General features: G+C 64.6%; 11 protein-coding genes. All 11 read right to left on the bottom strand.

The window, feature by feature from the left end:
* Nucleotides 1–10: 10 nt before the first annotated feature.
* On the bottom strand, nucleotides 11–835 hold the full coding sequence (olsA, locus tag ACT54B_RS07525; RefSeq protein ID WP_476044023.1) for a lyso-ornithine lipid O-acyltransferase: 825 nt from the start codon (nucleotides 833–835) through the stop codon (nucleotides 11–13).
* 1 nt (nucleotide 836) lies between these two features.
* Entirely contained in the window at nucleotides 837–1,265 is a 429-nt protein-coding gene (locus ACT54B_RS07520) for a Fur family transcriptional regulator (RefSeq protein WP_476044022.1), read from the bottom strand.
* A gap of 43 nt (nucleotides 1,266–1,308) precedes the next feature.
* Nucleotides 1,309–1,803: a GNAT family N-acetyltransferase gene (locus ACT54B_RS07515; RefSeq protein WP_476044021.1), complete on the bottom strand. Its 495-nt coding sequence runs from the start codon at nucleotides 1,801–1,803 to the stop codon at nucleotides 1,309–1,311.
* A 4-nt stretch (nucleotides 1,804–1,807) separates the two neighbouring features.
* Entirely contained in the window at nucleotides 1,808–2,464 is a 657-nt protein-coding gene (tsaB, locus tag ACT54B_RS07510) for a tRNA (adenosine(37)-N6)-threonylcarbamoyltransferase complex dimerization subunit type 1 TsaB (protein ID WP_476044020.1), read from the bottom strand.
* 18 nt (nucleotides 2,465–2,482) lie between these two features.
* Nucleotides 2,483–3,049 carry a NifU family protein gene (locus ACT54B_RS07505; protein WP_476044018.1) on the bottom strand — a complete coding sequence of 189 codons (567 nt, stop codon included), beginning with the start codon at nucleotides 3,047–3,049 and terminating at the stop codon, nucleotides 2,483–2,485.
* A gap of 114 nt (nucleotides 3,050–3,163) precedes the next feature.
* A complete protein-coding gene (locus tag ACT54B_RS07500; protein ID WP_476044017.1) occupies nucleotides 3,164–3,655 on the bottom strand; it encodes a universal stress protein in 492 nt (163 codons plus the stop codon).
* Nucleotides 3,656–3,715: 60 nt separating this feature from the next.
* Entirely contained in the window at nucleotides 3,716–4,780 is a 1,065-nt protein-coding gene (trpS, locus tag ACT54B_RS07495; RefSeq protein ID WP_476044016.1) for a tryptophan--tRNA ligase, read from the bottom strand.
* A 72-nt stretch (nucleotides 4,781–4,852) separates the two neighbouring features.
* Nucleotides 4,853–5,245: a VOC family protein gene (locus ACT54B_RS07490; protein ID WP_476044015.1), complete on the bottom strand. Its 393-nt coding sequence runs from the start codon at nucleotides 5,243–5,245 to the stop codon at nucleotides 4,853–4,855.
* Nucleotides 5,245–6,822, bottom strand: a complete 1,578-nt coding sequence (murJ, locus tag ACT54B_RS07485) for a murein biosynthesis integral membrane protein MurJ (protein ID WP_476044013.1) — start codon at nucleotides 6,820–6,822, stop codon at nucleotides 5,245–5,247. The genes ACT54B_RS07490 and murJ overlap by 1 nt, the downstream gene beginning before the upstream one ends.
* A complete protein-coding gene (locus tag ACT54B_RS07480) occupies nucleotides 6,819–9,668 on the bottom strand; it encodes a [protein-PII] uridylyltransferase (RefSeq protein ID WP_476044011.1) in 2,850 nt (949 codons plus the stop codon). The genes murJ and ACT54B_RS07480 overlap by 4 nt, the downstream gene beginning before the upstream one ends.
* An 84-nt stretch (nucleotides 9,669–9,752) precedes the next feature.
* Nucleotides 9,753–12,491, bottom strand: coding sequence for a DNA mismatch repair protein MutS (mutS, locus tag ACT54B_RS07475; RefSeq protein ID WP_476044801.1), 2,739 nt, complete (start codon nucleotides 12,489–12,491; stop codon nucleotides 9,753–9,755).
* Nucleotides 12,492–12,682: the final 191 nt, after the last annotated feature.

Here is a 12,682-nt window from a genome sequence, read left to right as displayed (position 1 = left end):
CGCGATCCCGTCAGTGGGGCAGCCGGCCGCGCAGACTGTCTTCCAGCATCTGGCGGATACGGTCCTTGATCAGCGCACTCTGTCGCTTGCGATTGCTTTCCGCGTCGAAGGTCACGGTTTCGCCGAAGCTGACATCCACTTCGATAGCCCCGGTCTTCAGGATGCCCGCGAGGTGGGGGATCAGGCCGATATCGCCGGGCCAGGCGGCAATCGGCCGGTGGAAACGGCCCATCGGCATGCCGTGGATTCCCGTATAGGCAATCGTGACCGGCTGCACATAGACCTTGCCATGCGGGCTGTGCGGCACGGCGGAGGCTGCGGCGCCGAAGAGGGAGGACTTGATGTCCATCAGCCGGTTGCCATCGGACGTCGTTCCCTCGGGGAACAGCACCACCACCTCCCCATCCGCAAGCCGCATGGCGATCTCGTTGGCCTGCTTGCCCACCTTCCGGGTTTCCTCGCGCTTGACGAATATGGAGCGCTGCAATTTCGCGAGCAGGCCGAAGACGGGCCAATGGCGCACCTCATCCTTGGCGATGAAGACCACATCCATCAGCGAGCCGAGAACGAGGATGTCCTTCCACGAAATATGGTTGGAAGCGATCATCAGCGGGCGCTGGCTTTCGGGTTTTCCGCGCAGGCGGATGCGGAGGCCGAGCAGGCGGCAGGCAACCCGATGCCAGAGGCGCGGAATACGCCGGGCGAGCTTCAGCTTCAGCGCCAGGCTGACCAGATGGAACGGCAGAAGCAGGAGAGTGACCAGAACGATCGCGACGAGCACGAGACCGATCCGCAGGCGGCTGACGATCCCGGGTCCGCTTTCTGGCTTCAGCATGTCAGCGCTCGTCTTTTTTCAGCGGCACGCCATACAGTTCCAGTCGATGGTCGACCAGCTTGAAACCGTGCTCACGGGCAATCCGTTCCTGCAGGGCCTCGATTTCCGGGGAGCGAAACTCGATGACCCGTCCGGTCTTCAGGTCGATCAGGTGGTCGTGATGCTCCGCCGGAATGGTCTCATAGCGGGAGCGACCATCCCGGAAGGCATGGCGGGCAATCACGCCCGTATCCTCCAGAAGCTTCACGGTGCGGTAAACCGTGGAGATGGAAATGCGCGAATCGACCTTTGAGGCCCGGCGATAGAGCTCGTCCACATCGGGGTGGTCGGCGGATTCGTCGAGGATGCGGGCGATGATCCGGCGCTGGCCGGTCATGCGCATGCCGCGCGCCGCGCACAGCTCCTCCAATGTCTTGGACAGGTTGCCCATCGCCTCAGTCCGTACCCCGGAAAAACACTCGATCCTTAAGGACCTAGCCAAGAACGCGTCGCATGACAAGCGCCGTGGCACGCCGCCCGTCGGGGGCCGTGTAATAGGCCGGCCTTTCCCCCACCTTCTCGAAGCCGAGCTTGCGATAGAGACCAAGGGCCGGAGAATTGCCGTCATCGACCTCCAGAAACAGGGTCGAGCCGCCGCGATTGCGGGTTTCGCGCATGGCGGCCTGCATGAGACGCCAGCCCAGACCGGCGCGCTGCAATTTCTGGCTGACGGCAATGGTGAGGATTTCCGCCTCGCCGGCCGCCTCCCGCGACAGGACGAAACCGGCCAGCGGCGGCTTGAAGAGGCCCTTCGTCTGGCGCGCGACGAAACCGAAGACCGAGGGCTGGGCCAGCAGGCTGTGGAATTCGCCATCCCCCCATCGCTGCGCGAAGCGTTCGCCATGCAGGGTCGAGACGGCCGGACAATCCTCCGCCCGCATCGGCAGAACTTCGAATTCGGGGCGGCGGTTCAGATAATTGTCCAGCACGGGATCAGATCCGGGAAAGGGCGAAGCCGGCCTGCGGCTTGGCGTCGGGTGCGCGAAGATAAAGGGGTTTCGGCTTTTCGCCGGGTGTTGCTGCGGCGGCGAGCCGGGCGATGGACAGGGGAGACAGGCTATCCGCCTCGGTTGGCACGGCCGGATCGGAAAGAAGCCCCGCTGCCGATCCCGTCACCACACCGCCCTGACGGCCGACAAGCGCGCGCAGTGTCGTGAGATCGATGGCCGCAGGATTGGAGGACGGCGTGCCGTCCGCATCGAAGGGCTGCGCGTAGATTTCCCCGCGCTTTGCATCCATCGCGGCGACGACGGGCCGGGCGCCCCCGGTTTCGCGCCACTGATGCGCCAGAACGGCCAGAGTGGAGACCCCGACGGAGGGAATGCCGAGCGCCAGGGCAAAGCCCCGGGCCGCGGCCACACCGGTGCGGATGCCGGTGAAGGAACCCGGACCGACCGTCACGCCTATCCTCTGGACCTGCTGCAGCGTCAGGCCTGCTTCGACCAATATCTCCCCCACCATGCCGGGCAGGCGCTCTGCATGACCCTTGCCAAGACGCTCGGTACGGGACGACAGAAGGCGATCCGCCGCACTGTCATAGAGGGCTGCGGAGCAATCGACGCCTGACGTGTCGAGGACCAGAAGGATCATGGGCAGCCGCTTTCCGGCTCAGACGGCTTCGACTTCCTGAACTTCCGGAATGAAATGGCGGAGCAGGTTCTGCACGCCATGCTTCAGCGTTGCCGTCGAGGACGGGCAACCGGCGCAGGCACCCTTCATGTTCAGGAACACCTTGCCGCCCCGGAAGCCCTTGAAGGTGATGTCGCCACCATCCTGCGCGACCGCCGGACGGACGCGGGTGTCCAGCAGCTCCTTGATGGTGGCCACGATGGATTCGTCACCGGGCTCGAAGAATTCCCCCTCTTCGGCAGCGCCGGCAGAGGCCGCACCGGCCGTCTTCATCACCGGCGCACCGGACATGTAATGTTCCATGATGGCCCCGAGGATGGCGGGCTTCAGATGCTGCCATTCGGAATCGTTCTTGGATACCGTCACGAAATCATAGCCGAAGAACACACCAGTCACACCGGGAACCGTGAAGAGCGCGGCGGCGAGCGGCGAGGCTTCCGCCTCTTCGGCGGACCGGAAATCGGCAGTTCCCTGCTCCAGCACCACCTTGCCGGGCAGGAACTTCATCGTGGCGGGATTGGGGGTCGCTTCGGTCTGGATGAACATGGGGTCTCCTCCGGGGAGTACGGCAAAGAGTTTAGAACTTTTCAAAAGAGATAGGCGCTTTCCCTCCGGCTTACAAGTCATAAACCGGTGATCATCCAAGCCGTTCCGGCCGGGTCAGCAGAGCGCGTCTATGTCTTCGTTGCTAAGATTGTCGGGCAGAACCGTCACGGGAATCGGGAAGGCGGCGCTGCGGCCTGCGATGGAAGCGATCAGCGGGCCGGGACCGTCCTTCGCGGAGCCGGACGCCAGCACCAGGATGGCGATGTCCCGGTCTTCCTCGATGAGGGCATGGATCTGATCCGTGACGCTGCCTTCGCGGATGGCGATCTCCGGCTCCAGGCCTATGGTCTCGCGCACGGACTGGGCCGTCTTGGCAAGAATGGCTTCCGCCTCCTCACGGGCTTCCGCCCGCATGATCGCCTCGACGCCGATCCACTGGGAGAAATCACCGTCGGGAATCACATAGAGAAGAACCAGACCGCCATTGGAGTTCTTGGCGCGGCGGCCCGCATAATAGACGGCACGCTGGCACTCCGGCGTGCCGTCGATCACGGCCATGAATTTGCGTCTGTGGCCTTCGAGCCGGGAAAGACGTTTGGATACCATGCAGCGCCTTCAGCCTCCGCGCATAATGGGAACGGGACGGTCGAGCCGTCCCGCACACTCTTACCGCAGGAAACCGATGATGTCGCGCACGTCGTTCATCACTTTTTCGGCGCGGGCGCGGGCACGTTCGCCGCCATCGCGCAGGATGGAGTCGATATGGCTGGTATCGTCCATCAGCCGGCGCATCTCGCCATTGATGGGCGCCAGCACTTCCACCGCCAGATCGGCAAGCGCCGGCTTGAAATCGGAGAACTGGCGGCCGCCGAAATCCTTCAGCACATCGGCCTTGGACTTGTCCGAGAGCGCGGCAAAGATGCCGACGAGATTGTCCGCCTCCGGGCGGCCGGCCAGGCCGTCCACTTCCGAGGGCAACGCATCCGGATCGGTCTTCGCCTTGCGGATCTTCTTCAGGATCGTGTCCTGATCGTCCATGAGGTTGATGCGCGAGAGATCGGAGGGATCCGACTTCGACATCTTCTTCGTGCCATCGCGAAGGCTCATGACGCGGGGCGCCGGGCCGTCGATCAGCGGTTCGACGAGCGGGAAATAGCCATGGATCGGTTCTTCCCCGACCACCATGTCCACACCCTGGCCCATGGCGCGGATCTTGTCCTGATAGTCGATGTTGAACTTCTGGGCGATGTCGCGGGCAAGCTCCAGATGCTGTTTCTGGTCGTCGCCGACAGGCACATGGGTGGCGCGGTAGACGAGAATGTCCGCCGCCATCAGGCTCGGATAGGCGAGCAGGCCCAGCGAGGCATTTTCGCGGTCCTTGCCGGCCTTGTCCTTGAACTGGGTCATCCGGTTCATCCAGCCGATGCGGGCGACGCAGTTGAACACCCAGGCGAGCTCCGCATGCTGCGGAACGGCGGACTGGTTGAAGACGATGTGCTTCACCGGATCGATGCCGGAGGCGATGAAGGCTGCCGCGATCGAACGGATCTGGCCCTTCAGGTCCTCATGCACCAGCTGGGCGGTGATGGCGTGAAGATCGACGACGCAATAGATGCAATCGTTGTTTTCCTGCAGCGCCACGAACTTTCTGATGGCGCCGAGATAATTTCCGAGATGCAGGTTGCCCGTCGGCTGCACACCGGAAAATACGAGCGGCTGGAACTGGTTCATGGCTATCCCCGGATAGGATGAGGTGTGATTGGGGCGCTTATGCAACGCCATGCCCTTGCCGATCAAGAAATTTCACACGGCGTGCTCGATCAGGTCCCAGCTATTGCCGAAAGGATCGGCGAAAACCGCAACCTTGCCGTAGATCTCCCGGCGCGGCTTTTCAAGGAAAGCCACACCGGCAGCGATCATGCGGGCATGGTCCCGGTCGAAATCGTCGGTCTCCAGGAAGAACCCCACCCGGCCGCCGGTCTGGTTGCCGATCGCGGTCCGCTGTGTTTCGCCGTCCGCCTTGGCCAGCAGCAGCCCCGCCCCTTCCCCGCCGCGCGGCCGGACCACCAGCCAGCGCTTGCCGGGCTCCAGCGGATCGTCCTTCACGCAGTCGAAGCCGAGCGCCTCGCAGTAGAAGCGTTTGGCGCGATCATAGTCGTCGACGACAAGCGTGACGAGGAACAGGGACTGGCGCATCAGGCCGCATCCTGGCGCTGGCCGCGCTTCAGGTTTCGGCGCAGCATGGAGAGGTTCGCCCCGCCGATCAGGAAGACCAGGGTGAAGTAGACGACCATGGCAAGCCCGATCAGCGCCGCCAGCGCGCCCGCCTGATGCAGCAGCGGCGTGTGCGGCAGAAGCCAGTTCGCCATATAGGCTTTGGCGTAGACGAGCACGCCCGCCATGGCGAGCGCGGAGACCAGCATCATCGCGGCGCGGCGGATCAGGGCGAATTCCGGCTCCAGATGCCGGCGCCACAGAAGCGTGGAGCCGAGGAGCAGCGTGTTGATCCAGCCCGAGGCGACCTCGGCGGTCGCGATGCCCTTCTCGGCGATCAGGGGGAAGAGGGTCACGGCCAGCGTGCAGTTGACGATGACCGAGACGATGGTGAAGCGCATCGGCGTCTTCGTATCCTCCCGGGCGTAGAAGCCGGGCTGAAGCGCCTTGATCAGCACGAAACCCGGCAAGCCGATGCCGTAGATGGCGAGAATCGATGCCACGACGGCGGTATTCTGCTCGGAGAAAGCGCCGCGCTCATAGAGGACCCGGATGATTTCATCCGACAGCACCCAGAGAGCGGCAGCGGCCGGCAGCGTCAGGAAGAGAACGAATTCGATGGAGCGGTTCTGGGTATTGCCGGCTTCCTTCAGGTGGCCGGCCTTCAGCGCCCGGGCCAGTTCCGGCAGCAGCACCACGCCGACGGCAATGCCGACCACGCCGAGCGGCAGCTGGTAGATGCGGTCTGCATATTGAAGGGCGGCAATCGCGCCCTCCTTGCCGGAGGCAATCGCTTGGCCGATGATCTGGTTGATCTGGGTAATGCCCCCCGTCACGGCGGCCGGAACGGCAAGCATCAGCAGGCGCTTGACGTTGGGCGTGATTTTCGGCCGCTTGAAGGTCAGCGCAATGCCGGCATGGCGCACGCCGGCATAGACGACGGCCATCTGCAGGAGGCCCGCGACGAGCACGCCGTAGGAGAGATACCAGGCGGTTTCGCGCGGTTCTGCGCCGGTCCACAGCGCATAGCCGAGGGCGGCGATCATGACGGCGTTGAGGAAGATCGGCGCGACGGCCGCGGCAAAGAAATGGTGCAGGGAGTTCAGCATCCCCGAGAGCATGGCGGTCAGCGACATGCACATCAGATAGGGAAACATGATCGCCGCGAGCTTCACCGTCGTCCAGTACTTGTCGGCATCGTCGGAAAAGCCGGGCGCGATGATGAACTGCACGATCAGCGGCATGGCCAGTTCCATGGCGATCGTCAGCAGCAGCAGGACCGTGAACAGCACGCCGAAGACTTCTTCCGAGAAACGCTTGGCGCCGTCTATGCCGTTCGCCTCGATCTCCTTGGAAAAGAGCGGCACGAAGGCGGCATTGAAAGCGCCTTCGGCAAAAAGCCGCCGGAAGAGATTGGGAAAGCGGAAGGCGGCATAGAAGACGTCGGCCATGGGGCCGGTCCCCAGCGCTGCGGCCATCAGGGTTTCGCGCGCAAAACCGAACAGGCGGCTGCCGAGGGTTGCCCCGCCCACCGTTGCAAACTTCTTGACCAGGCTCATGCTTCGCTCCGCGCCTTTCTGTGTCCCTCGCTGCGCGGGCTGTCAGAGGCGCGGGCCGATGCCGCCTCCCTGTCCGTTTCCCCCTCGCTCATCACCGCTTTCAATCGTTGAATGATGGCGGAACTGCGATTCTCGTTGGTGATCTTCTGGCCCACCAGATCGGTGACGTAGAAGGTATCGATGACCTTCTCGCCGAAGGTGGTGATGCGGGCCGAGGCGATGTCGAGCGAGAGGTCGGCCAGCGCGCCGGTGATTTCCGACAGAAGGCCGGTGCGGTCGAGGCATTCGATCTCGATGACGGTGAACTTGTTCGACAGGGTGTTCGACAGGGTGACGCCGGGAGAGATGACGAAGGCGCGGCTCTTCTTCTTGCCCTTGGTACGGGTGGCGATCACCTCCGGCAGGCGCTTCTTGCCCGAGAGCACGTCCTCGATCATCTTGCCGATGGTGCCGGCCCGGCGCAGCTCGTCCTCGTCCTTCTCGAAGGCGCGGTTGATGTGGATCGTATCCAGCGCGCGGCCATCGGTGGTGGTGAAGATCTCGGCATCGGCAATATTCGCGCCCGCCGCGGCGCAGGCGCCGGTGATGACCGCGAGCAGGCGCGGATGGTCGGGCGACAGCACGGTGATTTCGGTGATCGCATGGAAGGAATGGGTGCGCACCATGGTGGCGAGCGCCTGGCCGGCCTTGTCCGCCTGGCGGATGAACTGGGCATGGCGCACCTGGTCTTCCAGCGGCACCGACAGCAGATAGGGCTGGTAATGCAGCCGCGAATAATGGCGCCGATCCTTCTGCGACCAGTCGGACAGGGCCTCCGCCAGCGCCCGCTCCGCCTGTTCGGCGCGCTCCTTGCGGGAGACTTCCGAAAAGCCGCCGGAGAGCAGCAGTTCGGTCTCGTAATAAAGGGTGCGAAGAAGCTGGCCCTTCCAGCCGTTCCAGACACCGGGGCCGACCGCGCGGATATCGCAGACGGTCAGCACGAGCAGCAGCTTCAGCCTCTCGAGCGATTGCACCCGCTCGGCAAAGTCGGTGATCGTCTTGCGGTCGTTGAGGTCGCGGGTCTGGGCGACCATGGACATCAGCAGATGTTCCTCGATCAGCCAGGCGACGAGATCGGTCTGGCGCGGCGACAGGCCGAGACGGGGGCACAGCTTGCGCGCCACCTTGGCGCCGGCAATCGAGTGATCCTCCTGCCGGCCCTTGGCGATATCGTGGATCAGGACCGCAACGAAGAGGGCTTCCCGGTCGGCGATACCCGGCATGACCGTGGCGGCGAGCGGATGGGCTTCGCCCGCCCGCCCCTGGTCGATCTCGGCCAGCACGTCGAGCGAGCGGATCAGGTGCTCGTCCACCGTATAGTGATGATACATGTTGAACTGCATCATCGAGACGATCTTGCCGAAATCGGGAATGAAGCGGCCGAGCACGCCCGCCTCGTTCATGCGGCGCAGGATCAGGGCGGGATCGCGCTTGGAGGTGACGATGGAGAGGAAAAGCCGGTTCGCTTCCTCGTTCTCGCGAAGCTCCTGGTTGATCAGCGACAGCGACCGCGTCACCCGCTTCAGCGCATCGGGATGGAATTCGAGCCGGTTGATGTCGGCCATGTGGAAGAAGCGGATGATGTTGACGGGGTCGCGCTTGAACACATCGGCATCGGCGAGTGCGATCCGGCCCCGGTCCACCACGAAATCCAGCGTGCCGGCGATCTTGCGCTTGCGGTTCGAGAAACGCCGGAACATGCTGGCAAGGCCCGGGGCTTCCTTGGCCTGCTGGTCCTCGAGCGCGGCACAGAAGATGCGGGTGAGATCGCCCACGTCCTTGGCGACCAGGAAGTAATGCTTCATGAACCGCTCGACATCGGAAAGACCCGGCCGTGACTGATAGCCGAGGCTCTGGGCGATATCGCGCTGGACATCGAAGGACAGCCGTTCCTCCGCCTTTCCGGTCAGAAAATGCAGGAAGCAGCGCACCGACCAGAGGAAATCCTCCGCCTTCTGGAAAAGCTGCCATTCATGGCGGGAGAGCACGCCGAGCTTGACCAGATCCCCCGGCTCCTTGACCCGGTAATAATATTTGGAAATCCAGAAGAGGGTGTGCAGGTCACGAAGGCCGCCCTTGCCCTCCTTGACATTGGGCTCGACCAGATAGCGCGTGTCGCCGGACTTGCGATGGCGCTCGTCGCGCTCCTCGAGCTTGGCGGCGACGAATTCCGCGCCCGTGTTCAGCACCACTTCCCAGTCGAACCGGTTGAGCAGGGACTCGGCCAGCGGCGCGGAACCGGTGACGAGGCGCGCCTCCAGAATGGCCGTGCGGATGGTCATGTCACCCTTGGCGCTCGCCAGGCACTGCTCCACCGTGCGCGTGGCATGACCGACCTTGAAGCCGAGATCCCAGAGCAGAAGCAGGATATATTCGATCAGCGGGGCATTCCACGCGGCCGTCTTCTGCGGCAGCAGGAACAGCAGGTCGATATCGGAACCGGGCGCCAGCGTGCCGCGCCCATAGCCACCGACCGCCATGACCGCGATGCGGGTGTCGGGTGCGGCATTGGCGGCGCCGAAGACATGGTCGACGGCAAAATCATGCAGCGCCGAAATCATCTCGTCCATCATGCGGCAGATGCGGCGCGCGCAGGCGAGGCCCAGCCGGTCGGCATCGAGGCGATGGCGCGCTTCGGCCAAGCTTTCCGCCTTGACCTTTTTCAGCAGCTGGAGAATGGCGGTGCGTGTGCCCGTGGCGCTTTCGGCCTGCGTGCTCGCGATCAGCGAAAGGCTGCGCCGCAACTGGGCGGCATCGAACAGGGCGTCCGGATCGAAGGAGGAGATATCGCTTGCGGATGCGCTCATCGTCGCGGCGGGCTCCCGGACAAAGGGGTGGAAATCGCCCCCTGTTTAACCGCTTCGCCCCCGCCGCGCCAGAGCCCTTTCGTCTCAGGAGGAACGGGCGGCGGCGAGCTGCTTCTTCAGCGCATAGAGGGCATCCAGCGCCTCGCGCGGGGTCATGTCGTCGGGGTTGAGCGCCGCGAGTTCGGTCTCCACCCTGGAGGGACCGGCCCGCTTCGCCTCCTCGCGCCGGACCGCCACCTGGAAGAGCGGCAGATCGTCGATCAACTGGCTTGCGGGGTTCTTGCGGTCCGCATCCTCCAGCTTGGCCAGCACGTCACGCGCCCGCTCGACCACCGAGGACGGCAGGCCCGCAAGCCGCGCGACCTGGATGCCATAGGAGCGGTCGGCCGCACCCGGCCCGACCTCGTGCAGGAAGATCACGTCGCCGTCCCATTCCTTCACCCGCATGGTGGCGTTGGAGAGACGGCCGAGCTTTTCCGAGAGAACGGTGAGTTCGTGGAAATGGGTGGCGAAAAGACCGCGGCAGCGGTTTGCCTCGTGCAGATGCTCGACCGCCGCCCAGGCGATGGACAGACCGTCGAAGGTCGCGGTGCCGCGGCCGATTTCATCGAGGATGACCAGCGAGCGATCCGTCGCCTGATTGAGGATCGCGGCGGTTTCCACCATTTCCACCATGAAGGTGGAGCGGCCGCGGGCGAGATCGTCGGAGGCGCCGACGCGGGAGAAGAGCCGGTCGACCACACCTATATGGGCCTCGGCCGCGGGAACATAGGACCCCATCTGCGCCATGATCGCAATCAGCGCATTCTGGCGCAGGAAGGTGGACTTGCCGCCCATGTTGGGACCGGTCAGAAGCCAGATCGCGCCGAGCGTGCCGCCGGAGGGCGGCGAGAGATCGCAGCTGTTCGCCACGAAGGCCGCGCTGCCCTGCCGCCTTAGCGCCTGCTCGACCACGGGGTGGCGGCCGCCCGATATGGCGAAGGTGGCCGACGTATCCACCACCGGCCGGCAGTAATCCTGCTCTTCGGCGAGATGGGCAAGGCCCTGCGCCACGTCGAGCACGGCCAGCGCCCGGGCACCGCGCTTCAGCGCCTCGGCCGCATCGACCACATCGGCGCGCATGGCCTCGAAAGCCTCGAGTTCCAGTTCGAGCGCCTGACCGGCGGCATTGGCAATCCGGCTTTCGAGATCGGCCAGCTCCGGCGTGGTGAAGCGCATGGCATTGGCCATGGTCTGGCGATGGATGAAGCGCCCCTTCGCCTCGTCGCCCTCGGTCATGGTGCCGGAATTGCCGGCCGTGACCTCGATGAAATAGCCGAGCACGTTGTTGTGCTTGATCTTCAGCGACTTGATGCCGGTTTCCTCGGCATATTGCAGCTGCAGGCCGGCAATCACGCGGCGCGACTGGTCGCGGAGCGCCCGGAGTTCGTCAAGCTCGCTGCTCGCACCGTCGCGCACGAAGCCGCCATCGCGCTTCAGGAGCGGCAGGTCTTCCCCCAGCCAGTGATCGAGCTGCAACTGGAGCGTCGACGGGAGCGCCCTGAGATCGGCATGGGCCTCGGCAAGCTCGCGCGGCAGATGCCGGCCATCGAGCAGCCCGCCGATCAGCCGCGCCGTTTCCAGCCCCTGGCGGATCGCGCCGAGATCGCGCGGACCGCCCCGGTCGAGCGCGAGCCTGGAAAGCGCGCGCGGCATGTCCGGCATCTGCTTCAGGCCTTCCTTCAGCGCAGACCGGAGGGAGGGATCGCCCAGCAGCGCCTCGACCGAATCCAGCCGGTCGTGGATGATGCCGGGATCGGTCAGCGGCGACATCAGCCGCTCGGTGAGAAGGCGGGCGCCGCCGCCGGTCACCGTGCGGTCGAGCGCCTTCAAGAGCGCGCCATTGCGATCGCCGGAGAGCGTCTTCGTCAGTTCGAGATTGGCGCGCGTCGCGGGATCGATGAAGAGCGTCGAGGCGCTGCTTTCCCGTTCCGGCCGTCCGAGCGGCGGGCGCTCGGCAATCTGGGTCTTTTCCACATAGGCAACGGCGGCCGAGGCGGCGGCAAGCTCCGCCCGCGAATAGGTGCCGAAGCCATCGAGCGTCGAGACGCCATAATATTGGGCGATCCGCCGTTCCGCCGTGGCGCTGTCGAACAGCACGGCCGGTTGCGGCATGACGATGCGGCCGAGCACGTCGAGCGCCGGCTTCAGCTCCGGATCGTGGAAGAGCGTATCGGGAAGGATCAACTCGCGCGGCTCGATGCGCAACACGTCGGCGAGCAGTCGCCCCGCATCGGTTTCCGCCAGGCGGAAGATGCCGGTCGAAATGTCGATCCAGGCCAGCGCCAGCTGCGGCTCGGCCCCGCCCTTGATGCGGGCGAGCGCCATCAGGTAGTTGGCTTCGCCCGGTGAAAGCAGCTTTTCCTCGGTGATGGTGCCGGGGGTGACGAGGCGCACCACATCGCGCCGGACCACGGATTTGGAGCCGCGCTTCTTCGCCTCCGCCGGATCTTCCACCTGTTCGCAGACCGCGACGCGATAGCCGAGGCCGATCAGCTTCTGCAGGTAATCGTCCGCCGCGTGCACCGGCACGCCGCACATGGGAATATCGTGGCCCATGTGCTGGCCGCGCTTCGTCAGCGTGATGCCGAGCGCGCGCGATGCCTCCACCGCGTCATCGAAGAACAGCTCGTAGAAATCGCCCATCCGGTAGAACAGAAGCGAATCCGGGTTGCTGGCCTTGATCTCGATATACTGCTCCATCATCGGCGTCGCCGATTGGCGGCTGGCGTCGGAGACGAGCACGTCTTGGGTCAGGGCTTGCGCTGTGGGCGAGAGGTTGATTGTCACGGCTTTTATATTTGCAGGATCGAAAAGTCGTGCAACAGTATCCCTCCCCCGGCTGCCGGCACAACCATAAAGGCCATGTTCCTGATGTCTGCCCACAGCCGAGAACGGGTCGGAAAGACCGGGGCGAGAGACAAACGACAAGACCGGCCGGCAAGAACGCTGCGCCGGCAGGCATGAGGGGAGGT

The sequence above is a fragment of the Gellertiella sp. DMC107 genome, from assembly GCF_056313605.1.
This window is presented reverse-complemented; position numbering and strand designations above follow the sequence as displayed.